Below are 15,585 nucleotides of genomic sequence, written 5' to 3'. Positions count from 1 at the left end.
TTCAGAGCCAGTTATTGAGGAGGAGAAACGGCGCCCAGTAGGCGGGATGGCGGAAGCGGCGGTCGGCGAGCAGGGACTTCTGGGCGGCCTGCAGGGCGGCAGCCCGGGACATGCCGGGGCGTTGCAGCTGGCGGTAGAGCTCGGTGACCAGCTGGCTGGCGGCCTGATCGTTGATGAGCCACAGGGTGGCCAGGGCGCTGCGGGCGCCGGCCTTGATCGCAATGCCGGCCAGGCCCAGGGCTGCCCGCTCGTCACCGGCTGCGGTCTGGCAGGCGCTCAGGGTGAGGAGCTCCAGGGGCTCCTGCCGGAAGCGGAACAGGCCCACCATGCCGGCCAACCGGTCCATGGTGATCTTGCCGTCGTAGGCGAGAAGAAAGGTGTCCGCAAGCCGGCTGCCGAACTGGCCATGGGAGGCGATGTGCACCATGGAGAAGGGCTCGGCCTGCAACGTGGCCTCCAGGGCGGGGGTCACAAAGGCCTGGTCCTGGAGCAGGGTGGAGCCCGCCAGCAGGCCGTGGAGGTGGGCCAGCTCCTGGCCGGCAAAGGGCAGGGCGGGAAAGCCTTGCACCGCCTCGGCCAGGCCGGCGACCAGCACCGGTCGTCCCTGGTTGGTCCAGGGTCGCGGGGCGGTGAGGGCGAGGCTGGGGGCGACCGCCACGGCGAAACGCTCCACCAGGTACCGCTCGCCGTCGTGGAGGGCCGAAAGGGGCACGGTGCGCAGGACCCCGTCCGGAACGACGACGAGGGTCCGGACGCCAGCCTGGGCGAGATCCGGCTCCAGCGGCCGGATGAGGGCGTCGTACAGCGCCTGGGCCAGGGGCAGGTGCTCGCTGGTGGTTCGTTTCTCCAGCTTCTGCCGCCAGGCATGGACCTGGGCGGTCAGGGCTCCGGTCGCTAACGGCACCGGGTAGCGCTCCAGGCGATCGGCAAAGCTGACCAGGAGCTCGGCACGATCCGGCAGGAGCACCGGGTAGAGCGCTGCCGCCCCCTCCAGCATCCGGTCGATGGCCGTGGCTTGGCCTGCCACAGCTGTGAGGCAGGCATCCTGGAAATAGTTCTCCAGTTCCACCTTCTTGATCTCCTCCATGGCATCCCGGGCCTCGAGAAGGAGCGCCTGGCGACCGGCGCCGGCCGCGCGGTGCGCCGCCTGGTCCAGGAGCAGGTCCACCAGGCTGAAGAAGAGGGGGCAAGCCGTCCGGTGGTACCGGGTAAGGTCGCCCCGGCAGCTGGCCACAAGATCGGTCCTGACCAGGGCGAAGCTTCTGGCCGCCCGGCGCAGACTGGCCAGGGCCTCGTCCGGCTGGCCCTGGGCGCGGAGCAGGCGGCCGGTCTGCCAATGCCAGCGGAAGAGGAGCTCCGGCGCCTGGGCCGCTTGCGCCTGGAAGGCCGCCCGGCGGGTCAGGTCCAGGGCCGCCGCCAGGCGTCCCTCCTTCTCGTACAGCCCCCCGGCATAGCCGAAGGCGTACGAGGCCAGGCGGAGGTCGTCCAGGCTCTCGGCCTGCCGGCCGGCCTCGGCAAAGAGATCCGCCGCCAGCCGCTGGGCTGCCGGCAGCACGGGGGCCAGCTCCTGGCAGAGGAGTCCAAGATGGAGACGGACCGACACCGCATCATGGCTGGCCGGCTGGTCTTGGAAAAGGTCGACCGCCTGGCGGGCCAGGAGCAAGGCCTGCTCGGGCCGGCCCAGGCGATGAGCCAGCCGGCCGGCATTGGCCAGGGCGGTGGCACCCGGGAGCCGGTCGTCAGCCTTCGCGGCCTGGGCCGCCGCGGCCTGGAAGGCAGCCAGGGCTTCGGGTAGCCGCTCTTCCGCCTCGGCGCAAAGCCCAAGATCGTTGGCGATGGCTGCTGCCAGCGAATCGTTGGCCATTTCGCCGGCCAGTCGGGCCGCTTCTTCGAGCAGCGGCCGGGCCTCGGCGGGCCGGCCGGCTGCCAGCTTGAGACTGCCCCGGGTCTGGGCCAGGAGGGCAGCGGCCCGGCGGTCGCCGGTGCTGCCGGCGGCGAGGGGGGCGGTGAGGGCAGCCCCCGGTGGCTGCCCGACCTCCAGGCAGGCAAGACCGGCCTCCGGCCGACCGAGCGCCCGGTAGGCCTGGGCCAGGCGCAGGGCCAGTTGCACCTGCTCCCTGGGCTCGCGATCTGTCTGGTCCCGGAGGGCGGGCGCCAGCAGGGCGATCGCCTCGGCAAAGGCGCCCCGGCGGCAGGCCTCATCGGCCCGGGCGAGCAGCGGCGCCTGGGCGGCGGCCAGGACCGCCGCTGCGGTCGAGCCCTCTGCCCAGACCGGGCCTGGGACCAGGAAACAGCCGGCCAGCCACAGCCAGAAGCCGGCCGCCGGGCCGGGCGGGAGGAAGATGCGGCTCATGGGGCGGTGCCTCCCGGGAGGGCAGGTGCGGCGGGCGGCAGGGCCATGGCAGAGGACTCGCTCAGGGGGTGGGCAGCTGCGCGGGCTGGGGTCGGTTCCGGTGGACCGGCTCCGTGGTCATGACGATCGCCCCTCAAAGCAGGCGCCAGGAAAGGGCAAAGTGGATGCCGTCGTCCTGGAGGTCCCGGTCGGCGTAGTCGAAGTCCCGGAGCGGCCTGGCCAGGTAGAGCTGGGCGTGGACCCGGGCGCTGGCCTCCCAGCGCAGGCCAACCCCGAAGCTGGACAGGGCCTCCCGGTCCGGGGCCGCCACGTCCTTGGCCCAGGAGGCCCCCCAGTCGAAGAAGGGGGCCAGCTGGACAACACCATCCGCCACACCGGTTTCGACCAGGGGCAGGGGCAGGCGGAGGATCGGGATCCGCCACTCCAGGGAAGCGGCCAGCCCGGAATCCTTGACGAAGAGGTTCTCCCGGAAGCCCCGGACGCTGCCGGCGCCGCCCACCGCAAACTTCTCCATGGGCAGGAGAGGCGCGGCGGCCAGCTGGAGATCGGTACGGAAGATGAGCTGGCTCCCCCAGCCCAGGAGACGGGCCCACTGGAACTGCCCCAGCCAGGCCAGAAACTGGCCGTCCGGATGCACGGGGTTGTCGGTGGCCCCCCAGGCATCCACGCCCAGGCTGATCACCGAGCGAGCGGCCAGCACCTCATGGCTGGCCTGCCGGACATACTCCTGGGAGAAGCGCAGCGCGAAGACATCGGACTCGCCGTCGATGACCCCGGGCGAGAAGGAGAAGGGCCGGCCCAAAAGGAAGGTCTCGCTGTGGCGCCGCTCGACGGTGAGCCCCAGGACCAGACGCTGGGCGAGCGAGCTGAGCACCGGGTGGCTCAGGGTGGCGCCATAGGAGACCAGCTCGCTTTCGATGTCGATCTCGGCAAAGGGCTCCTCGATGATCGCGGCGTCGGTGACCGCATAGCGCAGCTCGATCAGAGTGCCCTGGGCCGACAGCGGCAGGGCATAGACGGCGGTCAGGTCACCGGCGCCCTCGGTGCGGCCCCAGGTGGCGGCCAGGGTGTCCCCCCAGCCGGTGACGTTCCGGAAGGCTCCCCGGGTCGCCAGGCGCTCGCTGCCCACACTGGGGGCCTGGTTGTTGGCCGCCTGGATCTCCAGCTCGAAGGGGCTGGCCGGGGTCACCTCCACCTGCAGCTCCGCCTCCCCCGGCCGGATGCCTGGCAGCACCTCACCCTTGAGCGTCGCGATCAGGGGATCGGCGTCCAGGAGCTGGAAGCGCTCCTGGAGGGTGTGGATGTTGAACGGCGGCTCCGCCCCGAGGGCCAGCCGCTCCCCGATGTATTCCGGTCGCAGCCGGCCGCTGCCGGTGACGGTGATGGCTGCAAGCCGGCCTTCGACGATCCGGATGCGGATGGTGTGGTCCGTCACCTCCTGATCCGGAATCACCGCCCCGGAATTGAGATAGCCCCGGTCGACATAGGCCTGGGTGATCGCCAGCCGCAGGTCCTGCAGATCTTCGCTCGTGATCTCCCGGCCGAGATAGGGCAAGGCCACCTGGCCAAGCTCGTCGTCGTTGAGCGCCGTATTGCCCTCGAAGCGGATCTGGCGCAAGAAGACCCGGGGGAGGCCCGCCAACCGCTGCGGTCCCTCCATGGGAAGCGGGACGGGCGGCAGCTCGATCCCGGGCGCCGGCGGCTGGGGACGAGGGGCTGGCAGTGGCGGCCGGGCGAGGGGGGGCTCCAGGGCGGTCGCCGGGTCGGCAACGGTCTGGGCGCGGCCGGTCAGGCTCGGCAGGAGGGCCATGACCAGGACCAGGGCCGTGGCGACACCCGGATGGAGCCGGCTGGTCGGCCGGCGAAAGACCAAGGCTGGCGCAGGCACGACAGGTCGCTCGGGTCCGGGGTGGGGGAAGGATCAAGGGGTCCGGTGCCCAGCGGCGCCGCTGGCGTCAGCGGCAGCGGTCCGTTCCAGGGTCGCCAGCTCGGGCAGGCCGATCTGGTCCAGGAGCTCGGCGCGCAGCAGCCGGGGTGCAGGATCGTCCGGTAGGCGGTCCGCCAGATTCGCCAGGCAGGTCAGGGCATCGTACCACACCCCCTCCTGAGCATAGGCCACGGCTGCCAGGGCGGTGGGGGCCGGCGGCGGAGCCGCTGTCGGGTCTGGCGGCAAGCGTTCGATCATGCCGCCGGCCACCAGATCCTGCGAGCGGTGCGCCGGATCGAGGACCATGGCCACTGACCACTGGTATTCCTTGCCAGGGGCGAGGCGCAGGCTGTGGCCAGCCAGTCGCCACCGCTGGATGCCTGCCCGGGGCACGCCATCCAGACGTTCCTCCAGAAGCGGCGCCGGGCGCTCCGGATCGATGATGGCCAGCTCCACCGGCTGGGTCACCGGCTGGGAGATATACCAGAACAGGTCCGGCTGGTCCTGGCTGGTCAGACCCACATGGTCCGGGGCCAGCACCGCCACGACCGGCTGGCTGCCATGGCTGCCGCGGGTGGCGCCACCGATCCTGGCCCGGGGCGCGCCCCGGCGGGGAGGCTGGTACACGATCGTGCCGCTGCCGGCGGCTGGTGCCTCGGCCCCGGCCCAGAAAGGCAGCGCCACCGCAACCAGGAGCAGCGCCAGGAGCCAGCTCAGGGGTCTCGGTCGCCGGGGCGGCATGGGGGGCATCCTCCTCAAAGTGGGCTCAGCGGCATGGTTGCGGAGGAGCAAGGGGCCTTCCGCCCGGGATAGAGCCGCCTCCCTGGCCTGAGGGTCCTCTGCTGGAATCCTGATGGAAAAATCCGATCTGTCGGCCCTTTACCAGACCGACTGCCGGCTGTCAAGACTGCTCGGGGACCGGAGCGGCGGGGGGGCTCTGGCCGGCCGGCGGCTCCGGATCGGGGAAGAGCTCGGGATAAAGGCTGCGGGCGCAGTCCGGGCAGATGCCGTGGGTGAAGTCGAGGCCCAGGTGGTCGCTCAAATAGTGGTCCACACTCTGCCAGAACTGGCTGTCGTTGCGCACCCTTTTGCAGTGGCAGCAGATGGGGATGAGATCCTGGAGCAGGCTCAGCTCGGTGATGTCCTCCAGGACCAGGATGGCGAGCCTCTGCTCCGGATCCGGGAAGGGATTGACCGTGACCAGGAGCTCGATATTGACCCGGCCATCCCCGCTCACCCGTTGCAGCTTGGCGCGGCGCCGAATGACCGTGCCCCCTTCAAGACCATCGCGCACCGCAAGACGGATGACGCAGGTGCGGCAGGCGGGGGAGCCGCCGCAGCCGGCGGGGGTTTCCAGGCTGTGCAGGCAGTGCAGCGCCTCGCCGCCCCGGCGCTGCAGCACCTCGGCCGGCGCCAGGCCCAGGGTCTGTTGGGCCGCAGCATTGAGGCCCAGGATGCGGACATCCTCGTCCACCAGAAAGATGGACAGGGGGATGGCATCCAGGATGCGACTCGCAAGGGAGGACTTCTGCTCCAGGGGGGACGGCGGCATCAACGTGACCTTGTCTCGCATAGTCCCAGGCTTCCCGTGCGACAGGCATGATTCCCTGTGATCAGGTGGCGGGCCGTATCTGCGGCAGCACGGACAGCCGCGACCGCAGGGTCAGGTCAGCCACCCGGGGCAGGCGGCGCCCGGACCAGGCTGCCGGCCGGCAGATTCCTGAGGACCGTCACCCCGGCCCCGACCAGGGAGCCGGCGCCGATGTGCACCCCTTCCCGGATCACGGCACCGCTGCCGACCAAGCAGCCATCCTCCACCACCGCGCCGCCGTTGACGATGGCGCCGGTGGCGATATGGCAGTGGCTGCCAACAAGGGCGTCGTGCTCCACCAGGGCCAGGCTGTTGATGATGGCGTTGGCGCCGATGGCCGCGCCGGCGTTGACCACCGCGCCGTGCAGGAGGATGGTGCCGTCCGCCACCGTAGCGTGGCGGGACAGATGGGCCCGGGGCGAAACGATCACCGGCAGCCGGCCGCCCAGACGGGAGAGCTCGGCAAAGAGAGCGGCCCGGCGCTGGGCGCTCCGGATCTGGCCAATGGTGATGAGGAAGGCCAGCTGCCGGTCCCGGAGGCCAGGGATCTCGGCGTCGTCGCCCAGCACCGGGTAGCCCAGAACCTGGGCGCCCGGGGTGAGGGCCGGATCGAGGATGCCGGCGATGGTGAAGCGGCCTTCCGCCTCGACCACGTCGATGCAGGCGTGGCAGTGACCGCCGCCGCCCAGGAGCACGATGGGCTCTGGTGGGCTCGTCATGGCCTTGCTCCGGCGGGCACGCTGCTGGGCAGGTTGACCAGACGGTCCGCCAGCCAGCGGGCGTTGGCCAGGCCGTCGTGGCGGCAGCTCCGGTACATGGGCAGCTCATTGAGCAGCCGCCAGGCTGGGCGGGTGAGGATGCCGGCGCGGTGGGTCTCGGCCAGGAAGAGGTCCCGGGCCGCCCGGTCCGGCAGAAGGATGCTGTTGAGCCAGCAGTTGGCGCGGCCGCCGGCCGGCTCTTCCAGGAAGGTCAGGCCGCTGGTGGCGAAGAAGGCCTGGTAGCGGGCCGCGACTGTCCGCTTTGCGGCCACAAACGCTTCCAGCTGCTCCAGTTGGGCGCAGGCCAGGGCGGCGTTCAGGTTCGGCATCCGGTAGTTGTAGCCCAGGGCATCATGGTCATACAGATACGGGTGGAGGCGCTTGGCGGTGGTGGTCAGGTGCTTGGCCTGGCGGGCCAAGACCGGGTCGCTGGTGACGATGATGCCGCCGCCACCGGCGGTGATGGTCTTGTTGCCGTTGAGGCTGTAGATGCCCAGGAGTCCGAAGGTGCCGCAATGGCGGCCCTGCCAGGTGCTGCCCAGGGCCTCGGCGGCGTCCTCCACCACCGGCAGGCCGTGCTCGGCGCAAGTCGCCACCAGCCGCTCGATGGCCGCGGGCAGGCCGAAGGTGTGCACGGGCAGGCAAGCGGCGATACGCCGGCCGCTCGACCGGTTCAAGAGCACCCCGTCCTGGCGTCTGGTCTCCTGGTCCAGGAAGGCGGCCAGGGCCTCCGGGGAGAGGCCGGCGCAGCGGCGATCCACGTCGACGAACACCGGGGTCGCTCCGCAGTAAGCGATGGCGTTGGCGGTCGCGACAAAGGTCAGGGGCTGGGTGATGACCTCGTCCCCCGGCTGGACCCCGGCCAGGAGCAGGGCGATATGGAGGGCCGCGGTGCCGTTTACGGTGGCCACTGCCTGCGCCGTACCGGTGTACCGTACCACCTCGGCCTCCAGGCGGTCCACGAAGGCCCCCACCGAGGAGACGAAGGTGGAGTCGATGGCCGCCAGGACATATTCCCGTTCCCGGCCCTGGAAGCGAGGCTCGTGGAGAGGGATGGTGGTCTGGGCCGGATAGAGATCCCGGATGAGGGCGATGACCGATTCAAACATTGTAAAGGTCGGCCTTGTAGCGGCTCAGATGGGCGGGATTCCGGAACCAGGCGATGGTTCGCAGCAGGCCCTCGTCCAGGCTGATCTGGTGGGCAAAGCCGGTCAGCTGCCGCAAGCGGCGGTTGTCGCAGCAGAGGCGGAAGACCTCGGAGCCTGGCGGCCGCAGCCGCTGCGGGTCGGCCTCGATGCTGACCGTCTGGCCCATGAGCCGGGCAATGAGGGCCGCCAGCTCCCCCACGGCGATCTCCTGTCCGGAGCCAACGTTGACGGTCTCGCCGACCGCGGCGTCGCAGGCGGCCAGGGCCATGAGTCCCCGGCAGGTGTCCTCCACGTAGTTGAGATCCCGGGTGGGGGTGAGATCGCCCAGCCGGATCCGCTCCTGGCCTGCCGCGATCTGGCTGATGATGGTGGGAATCACCGCCCGGGCGGACTGGCGCGGGCCATAGGTGTTGAAAGGCCGGGCTACAGTCACCGGCAGCCCGAAGGCCCGGTGGAAGGAGACCGCCACGGCGTCGGCGCCGATCTTGGAGGCGGCATACGGGGATTGGGCCTGGAGGGGATGGCCTTCATCCATGGGCACATAGCGGGCAGTGCCATAAACCTCCGAGGTGGAGGTCTGGATCAGCCGCTGGCAGCGGCCGTCGAGCGCCGCCTGGCAGATGTTGAGGGTGCCCTGGACATTGGTGGCCAGGTAGCTGGCCGGCGCCTGGTAGGAATACGGGATGGCGATAAGGGCCGCCAGATGGAAGATCACCTCCATCTCCCGGGCCAGCCAGCGGCAGAAGTGGGGATCCCGGACATCCCCTGCCACCACCTCTGCTGCGGGCGGCAAGTCCAGGCCCTCCAGCCAACCCCAGGAGCCGAAGGAGTTGTACTGGCACAGGGCCCGCACCTGGCAGCCCTCTTGCAGCAGCAGTTCCGTGAGATGGGAGCCGATGAAGCCATCGGCGCCGGTGACGAGGACCTTTCTGCCGGCAAGATCCATGGCGCCCCCCACAAGGGCTCGGGATGAAGGAACGGCCAACGTCCACTATCTTGCCCCATCGCTGGGGTGCTGGAAACTTTTTTTTGCAGCAGCCTCTTTTCTCTCAAGTTCCTTGGGCAGCCGGTCGATGAGGAGGATAACGATGAAATGGGTCTGCGGGATGGGCAGGAGGCGATGAAGGCAGCCCGAGGTGTGGCCGCGTACAAGCGGCAGCTGGCAGAAACGGGCCGTGCTGCCGAGGGAGAGGGCCTGAAGCTTCTGGCCCAATATCTCGAACAGGCCAGGGTCGCAGGCCAGGCTGGTGATCAGCACCAGCGGGCCGCCCATCTGGGCCGGGCTGCGGTCCTGCTGGCCGAATGGCAGAAAGCCATGACCGCTGGCTCCGACCCGGGGCCGGCCAGCCGTCTTTGCCATTTGTGGCAACGGCTGCTGTGGGGAGCCATTCTCGAGCGGGACGGCCGCCGGCTGGAGCGCCTGGCCGCCATGGTCGCAAGGCTCGACCAGATCTTGTCGGCGGGCACCGAGGGCGCCGCCGCGCCAGCCGCCATGCGGCGGCGGGCCTGATCCCGGCCGGCCGGAGCGTGCATCGTCCATTCCTGATCCGGGATGGACGTCGATTCCCAACTGGTCGCACACCAGGCGCCGCCTGACGGGGCGGCGGTGCGGGCCAGCGTTCGGCAGCGCAACGGCACGCGGGAGCGTGCCCAGGAGGACGCACATGGATGTCAACGCGAATCTGGAGGTCAAGGCCTACGGGCTGCCGGCAATTGCGCCTTCGGAGCGCGAGGAGCGCAACAAGCCGGAGATCAGACCCGTAACGGAGGGGCAAGGGGCAGCAGGATTGGCCCTGGACGACAAGGTCCTCAAGGAGCGGCCTCGCCGGGCCGGCCAGGCGGAGGCCGGTGGCTCGACGTCCGCTGCCGAGATCCAGGAGCGGGTGGCCATGGCCCAGGAGCGTCTGGAATCCCTGGGCAGCTCCCTGGGCTTCGAGGTCAACGAGGAGACCGGCCGAGTGGTGATCGAGATCACCGACCGGGCAACAGGCGAGGTGATCCGCCAGATCCCCAGCGAGGATCTGGTGAAGCTCGAAGCCAAGCTGGCCGAGCTGGTGGGCCTGCTCTTCGATCAGCACGCCTAGCCCGGTTCCGCCCCCCCCCCGCCGGTCCGGGGTCGGCTCTTGCCCTTCGGACCGGTCCTGCTCCCCAGGCCCGCTCCGGCGGGCCTGGCCCGTTTCTCCCCCGCTGTCCCCTCCGCCTGGTCCCGCCTTGGTCTGCACCGGAAAACGCCGGCGACTTTTTTCTTGACAACCCGGCCGCCCGCCTTTAAGATTCGGCCCCAAACTGAATGGGCGTTCAGTCGTTCACCTGTTCATATCAACACACCAAGGAGACCAAGACGATGTCGAAGCTAGTCCCCCCCCATGGAGGAAAGGGCCTGACCTGCTGCCTGCTCAAGGGCCACGATCTGGAAGCCGCTCGCGAGAAGGCCGAGAAGCTGAAGAAGATCAAGATCAGCGCCCGGGAGAACGGCGATCTGATCATGATGGGTATCGGCGGCTTCAGCCCCCTCACCGGCTTCATGACCCGGGCCGACTGGAAGAGCGTCTGCGAGAACTTCACCCTGTCCGACGGCACCTTCTGGCCGGTGCCGGTGACCCTGTCCTGTGACAAGGCCGATGCCGACGGCATCACCACCGGTGACCAGATCACCCTGGTGAACGACTCGGGCGAGAACATGGCCATCATGACGGTCACCGAGAAGTACCAGGTGACCGAGGCCGACAAGCGCTTCGAGTGCGAGAAGGTCTACAAGGGCAACGGCGAGGAAAGCGCCGACGGCAAGTTCTGGGAGATTGCCCCCAAGGATCATCCGGGCGTCAAGATGGTGCTGGCCCAGAAGGAGTTCAACCTGGCCGGCCCGGTGCAGGTGCTGTCCGAGGGCGACTTCCCGCAGCGCTTCCCGGGCGTCTATATGACCCCGTCCGAGGCCCGGGCCAAGTTCGACGAGCGCGGCTGGTCCACCGTCGCCGCCCTGCAGCTCCGGAATCCCATGCACCGCTCCCACGAGTTCCTGGCCAAGATCGCGGTCGAGGTGTGCGACGGCGTCTTCATCCACTCCCTGGTGGGCAACCTCAAGCCCGGTGACATCCCGGCCGAGGTGCGGATCAAGTGCATCGACGTTCTCATCGACAAGTACTTCGTGAAGGAGAACATCGTCCAGGGCGGCTATCCTCTGGATATGCGCTATGCCGGCCCCCGGGAGGCCCTGCTCCATGCCACCTTCCGCCAGAACTACGGCGTCAACCGGCTGATCGTCGGCCGTGACCATGCCGGCGTCGGCGACTTCTACACCCTGTTCGAGGCCCAGGAGATCTTTGACCGCATCCCGAAGCCGGAAGGCGCCGGCAAGGCCCTGCTGTGCCAGCCCCTGAAGATCGACTGGACCTTCTACTGCTTCAAGTGCGACGGTATGGCCTCCCTGCGCACCTGCCCCCACGGCAAGGAGGACCGGGTGGTCCTGTCCGGCACCAAGCTCCGCAAGGCCCTGTCCGAGGGCGCCGAGGTGCCGGATCACTTCGGCCGCGACGAGGTCCTGGTCATCCTGCGGGAGTACTACGAAGGTCTCACCGAGAAGGTGGAGATCAAGATGCAGTCCCACGCCGCCGCCAGCGCCATGAAGTAAGCTCGGTCAGGCAGCTTTCTCTGTGTGCGAAGGGAGACGGCGGCAACGTCGTCTCCCTTCGCTATTTCAGGCGGAGGGTACTCCTGTCTCATCATGACCGCCACCGGCGCCAATCCCGAAGCGGATCTCAGCCGTCCGGCCGTTGTCGAGCGGCTGGCCCGGGTGCTGGGGCCTCATCGGGTGCCTGGCCGTTTCAAGATCGTCGCTGATACCTCCGACTTCTTCCGGGTCGACTACCACGACGTGGTGATCCTGGGCCAGACCCCCTATCTCATCAGCACCTGCGAGCGGGAGGGTCGGTTCGGTCTGGACGACGAGCCCAAGCACTGGGTGCGCCGGGCCACCGATCTGGACAGCGGTGCCACGGTCATCCTCAAGATGGTCTTTCTGGAGCGTTTCCAGGCCCGGGTCGGCGGTATCGTCTTCGACTGCTACCGCAGCCCCAAGAAGGAGGCCCGCATCCTGGATTTGGTGCGCGGCGACCTGCGCTTCATGCAGGGCCGGTGGGTCGCGGACGCCGGCGGCAACGTGGTGCGGATCCTGGACTATATCCGGGGGGTACGCTTCGACGACTGGGTCCTGGAGCGGGCGGCCGATCACCAGCGCTATTTTCAGAGCCATTTGCGGGAGGTGCTGGTGATCTTCCTGGAGCTGGCCCGGGCCATCGCCTGGCTGCATGAGCACGGGGAGAAGCACGGCGACATCCGGCGGGATCATATCCTGCTGGATCGCGAGAGAGGGCTGTGCCGCTGGATCGATTTCGACTTCGACTACGTACACCACGGCGAGAGCATGGCCGGCTATGACCTCTTCGGCCTGGGCAGCATCCTGATCTTCCTGGTGGGCGGCGGCGATGTGACGCTGGACAGCCTGGCGGCCACCCGGCCGGCGGTGGTGGACCGCCTCCGGCCGGAGGATGGCCATATCATCTTCAAGAATCGCGTGGCCAGCCTCCGGAAGGTGTATCCTTACCTCCCTGGCTCCCTCGACTTCATCCTCCGCCACTTCTCCCAGGGGGCGGAGATCTTCTACGATCATGCCGACCAGTTTCTGGCCGATCTCGGGGCCGCGATCGCCGATCTGCCCGCCGGGGACGCATGATCGGAGCCGGGCCGCGCCGGCCCGGGCGGTGCCCCGCGGAGGGAGGTCTTGACCCATGAACGAGCATGCTGCCGGCGCGCCGGCCTCGAAACAGGAGCGCCGCCTGCTGCTGGCGGTGGATGGATCGGAGAACGCCCAGCGGGCGGTGGCCTATGTGGCCGATTTTTTCGCCAGTCTCCCAGCGGTGCGGGCGACGCTGCTCACCATCGTCCCCATCCCGGCCGGAGACTATTTTGCCAACGACACCGAGCGGGCCACCTGGGTGGGCGAGCGGCAGGAGGAGGCCCGGCAGATGCTGGCCACCCATGTCCGTATCCTCACCGGCGCCGGTTGGCCGCCGGAGCGGGTAGCCACCCAGATCGAGGTCTTGGAGGTGCGCTCCATCGCTGACCGCATCCTGGAGGAGCAGCAGCGGGGTGGGTTCTGCACGGTGGTTATCGGCCGGCGGGGCATTTCCCGCCAGGAGGAGTTCATCTTCGGCAGCACCTCGAACCGCATCCTCCATATGGCCAAGGACTGTGCCGTGCTGGTCGTGGAATGACCTCTCTACCCGATTGTTCCTCGGAGCTCGCTATGGGGCAGGAGATCCAAGTAGGTCTGGGCAGGCGCAGCTATCCCATTGTCATCCAGGCCGGGATGCTGGCCGCGGTGGGCAGAGACCTTGCCGGCCGCGCCATCGCCAAGCGCTATCTGGTGGTGGCGGACGACCAAGTTGCCCGCCTGCACGGGGCATCCCTTCTCGCCTCCCTGGCCAGTGGCGGCCTGACCGCTGACTTGCTCACCTTCCCGGCCGGGGAGGCGAGCAAGAGCCTGGCCACGGTGGGGCAGCTGGCCAGCCAGCTGGCCCAGCGGGGAACCGATCGCCGGGACGGGCTCATCGCCCTGGGCGGCGGCGTGACCGGTGACATCACCGGCTTTCTCGCAGCGGTCTACATGCGAGGCATCCCCTTCGTGCAGGTGCCCACCACCCTCCTGGCTCAGGTGGACAGCTCGGTGGGGGGCAAGACCGGCGTCGACATCCCGGAGGGCAAGAACCTGGTGGGCGCCTTCTACCAGCCGCGGGCGGTCTACATCGACACCCGGGTTCTGGCGACCTTGCCGGCAGCGGAGCTGCTCAACGGCCTCGCCGAGGTGGTGAAGTACGGGGTGATCCGGGATGCCGCTCTGTTCGCGTCCCTGGAGGAGCAGCAGGCGGCGATCCTGGCCCGGGACCTCCCGGTGCTGGAGCGGGTGATCGCCCGCTGCTGCCAGATCAAGGCCGAGGTGGTGGCCGCCGACGAGACCGAGGCGGATCTGCGGCGGATCCTCAACTTCGGTCACACCATCGGCCATGCCGTGGAGGCATCCTCCGGCTACGCCCTGGCCCACGGGCTGGCGGTGGCCATGGGCATGGCGGCAGCGGCCGACATCGCGGTGGCCAAAGGCATGCTGGCTTCCGCCGAGCGGGACCGCCTGGAGCGGCTGCTTGCGGGCTTCGGGCTGCCGGTGCGGCTGCCGGCTGGCCTGGACCGGCAGGCGGTGCAAGGCTTCCTCAGGACGGACAAGAAGGCGGTGGCCGGCCGGCCTTTCTTCGTTCTGCCCCGGGCCATCGGCGAGGTGGAGATCACCGGCGCCGTGGACGAGGCCCTGGTGGCGGCGGTGCTGGCCGGTCGGGCCGGCTAGACCGCGCAGCGGAAGCCGTAGATATCGCTCCAGACATCCTCCCGCTCCGTGAGCCGCAGGCCGATTGTCACCACTTGGCTGCTGGTCCAGCAGCCGCCTTTGAGGAGAAAGCGCCGGCCTGGCCGGCTGCCACCCTCCTCGCCACCCCAGGGGCTGCTGGTCCACTCCCAGACATTGCCCAGAAGGTCGCAGATGGCGAAGGGGCTGGCTGCCTGGGGACCGAAGCGGCTGACCGCCGTGGTGCCACCTTGCCGGCTGAGCTCGAAGTTGCCCAGGCGCTCCACCCACAGATCGCCCCAGGGAAAGAGACGGCCGTCCGGGCCCCGGGCGGCGGCCTCCCACTCCTCCTCGCTGGGCAGGCGCTTTCCAGCCCAGGCAGCAAAGGCCATGGCATCCTGTCGGCTGACCTGGGTCACGGGATGGTTGTGCCGGTTGGCCAGGCTGCTGCCCGGTCCCTGGGGATGCCGCCAGCAGGCGCCGGCCACCCGCCGGGCGGCGGCCGTCCGGCTCAGGCTGACAACGGCCCGGCCGCGCTCGTCCTTGCCCTGCCACACCCGGGCGGTATGGACCAGACCGAAGCCGGCCCGCTCCGCCTCTGTCTCGTACCCGGTGTCCCGGACGAACAGCTCAAAGAGGTCGTTGGTCACCGGGTACTGGCCGAGGTGGAAGGAGGGGAGGGTGACCTGCCGCAGGCCGGATTCGTTGGCCCGGGGATGGGGATTGCCCACGGTATAGGTCCCCGCTGGGATATGGACGAAGCGGGGGGTGAACCGCTCCAGGATCTGGGCCACGTAGTCCTCTTGCCGCTCGTCCAGGAGACCGGTGCGCAGGGCCAGGGCATCGGGGGGCTCCAGGTATTCTGACAGAATCTCCAGGGGCGAGGCGTCGGTGGCGGTGGGGGGCGCCGGAGCCCCCCCTGCCCGTGGGACATCCTCCAGGTCGACTCCGGTGCCCACCTGGCGGTCCGGGCCGACCTCCTGGGCCGCACCAGCCAATGCCTCCCCGGCCTCGGCGGTGACCTGGGATTCGTCCACCTCCTCCAGCTCTTCGACCTCGTCGAAGTCGACGGCCTCTGCCAGGTCTTCGAGATCAGCGGCCGGCATGGCCTCGCCGGTATCGAGGCCCTGGTCCCCGGGCAGGGGCTCGATCCCCTGGACGACCTCCGCCTCGTCGGCCTCCTCCAGCTCTTCGACCTCGTCGAAGTCGACGGCCTCTGCCAGGTCTTCGAGATCACCGGCCGGCATAGGCTTGCCGGTATCGAGGTCCTCGTCCCCGGGCAGGGGTTCGATCCCCTGGACGATCTCCGCTTCGTCGGCTTCCTCCAGCTCTTCGACCTCGTCGATCTCGACGGCCTCTGCCAGGGCTTCGACATCATCCGGAGGCATGGCCTCGCCGGTATCGAGGTCCTCATCCCCGG

General features: G+C 69.3%; 14 protein-coding genes. 6 read left to right on the top strand and 8 right to left on the bottom strand.

Features of this window, described 5'->3' with window-relative positions; all coding sequences use genetic code 11:
• Position 1 precedes the first annotated feature (1 nt).
• The 7 genes from AB1634_09085 to AB1634_09055 form a co-directional block, all read right to left on the bottom strand.
• A complete protein-coding gene (locus AB1634_09085; protein MEW6219668.1) occupies positions 2-2,353 on the bottom strand; it encodes a CHAT domain-containing protein in 2,352 nt (783 codons plus the stop codon).
• Between the two features lie 133 nt (positions 2,354-2,486).
• Positions 2,487-4,241 (bottom strand): POTRA domain-containing protein, encoded by a 1,755-nt coding sequence (locus AB1634_09080; protein ID MEW6219667.1) that lies wholly within the window; start codon positions 4,239-4,241, stop codon positions 2,487-2,489.
• A gap of 33 nt (positions 4,242-4,274) precedes the next feature.
• Positions 4,275-5,021 (bottom strand): DUF928 domain-containing protein, encoded by a 747-nt coding sequence (locus tag AB1634_09075; protein MEW6219666.1) that lies wholly within the window; start codon positions 5,019-5,021, stop codon positions 4,275-4,277.
• 160 nt (positions 5,022-5,181) lie between these two features.
• Positions 5,182-5,853 (bottom strand): PAS domain-containing protein, encoded by a 672-nt coding sequence (locus AB1634_09070; protein MEW6219665.1) that lies wholly within the window; start codon positions 5,851-5,853, stop codon positions 5,182-5,184.
• A 95-nt stretch (positions 5,854-5,948) separates the two neighbouring features.
• Positions 5,949-6,590 carry a NeuD/PglB/VioB family sugar acetyltransferase gene (locus AB1634_09065; GenBank protein ID MEW6219664.1) on the bottom strand — a complete coding sequence of 214 codons (642 nt, stop codon included), beginning with the start codon at positions 6,588-6,590 and terminating at the stop codon, positions 5,949-5,951.
• Complete coding sequence (locus AB1634_09060; protein ID MEW6219663.1) at positions 6,587-7,738, bottom strand: LegC family aminotransferase; 1,152 nt, start codon at positions 7,736-7,738, stop codon at positions 6,587-6,589. The genes AB1634_09065 and AB1634_09060 overlap by 4 nt, the downstream gene beginning before the upstream one ends.
• Positions 7,731-8,723: a GDP-mannose 4,6-dehydratase gene (locus AB1634_09055; GenBank protein ID MEW6219662.1), complete on the bottom strand. Its 993-nt coding sequence runs from the start codon at positions 8,721-8,723 to the stop codon at positions 7,731-7,733. Before AB1634_09055 ends, AB1634_09060 begins: the two co-directional genes overlap by 8 nt.
• 174 nt (positions 8,724-8,897) lie before the next feature.
• Between AB1634_09055 and AB1634_09050 the strand changes: the two genes are divergently transcribed.
• The 6 genes from AB1634_09050 to aroB all read left to right on the top strand — a co-directional run bounded on the left by AB1634_09050 (position 8,898) and on the right by aroB (position 14,168).
• On the top strand, positions 8,898-9,287 hold the full coding sequence (locus AB1634_09050; protein ID MEW6219661.1) for a hypothetical protein: 390 nt from the start codon (positions 8,898-8,900) through the stop codon (positions 9,285-9,287).
• 154 nt (positions 9,288-9,441) lie between these two features.
• Positions 9,442-9,861: a flagellar protein FlaG gene (locus AB1634_09045; GenBank protein MEW6219660.1), complete on the top strand. Its 420-nt coding sequence runs from the start codon at positions 9,442-9,444 to the stop codon at positions 9,859-9,861.
• A gap of 260 nt (positions 9,862-10,121) precedes the next feature.
• Positions 10,122-11,405 (top strand): sulfate adenylyltransferase, encoded by a 1,284-nt coding sequence (sat, locus tag AB1634_09040; protein MEW6219659.1) that lies wholly within the window; start codon positions 10,122-10,124, stop codon positions 11,403-11,405.
• A 93-nt stretch (positions 11,406-11,498) separates the two neighbouring features.
• The gene (locus AB1634_09035; protein MEW6219658.1) at positions 11,499-12,506 is read left to right on the top strand and encodes a hypothetical protein; all 1,008 of its coding nucleotides are present in this window, start codon (positions 11,499-11,501) and stop codon (positions 12,504-12,506) included.
• Between the two features lie 55 nt (positions 12,507-12,561).
• Positions 12,562-13,047, top strand: coding sequence for a universal stress protein (locus tag AB1634_09030; protein MEW6219657.1), 486 nt, complete (start codon positions 12,562-12,564; stop codon positions 13,045-13,047).
• Positions 13,048-13,079: 32 nt separating this feature from the next.
• Positions 13,080-14,168, top strand: a complete 1,089-nt coding sequence (aroB, locus tag AB1634_09025; GenBank protein MEW6219656.1) for a 3-dehydroquinate synthase — start codon at positions 13,080-13,082, stop codon at positions 14,166-14,168.
• Here aroB and AB1634_09020 read toward each other — a convergent pair.
• Positions 14,165-15,585 (bottom strand): SUMF1/EgtB/PvdO family nonheme iron enzyme (locus AB1634_09020; protein ID MEW6219655.1); only part of this gene is annotated, 1,421 nt, incomplete at its 5' end. The two genes, aroB and AB1634_09020, sit on opposite strands and share 4 nt — an antisense overlap.

The sequence above is a fragment of the Thermodesulfobacteriota bacterium genome, assembly GCA_040755095.1.
Taxonomy (GTDB): domain Bacteria; phylum Desulfobacterota; class Desulfobulbia; order Desulfobulbales; family JBFMBH01; genus JBFMBH01.
The sequence above is the reverse complement of the archived record's forward strand: the minus strand, read 5'-3'. Positions and strand labels throughout refer to the sequence as shown.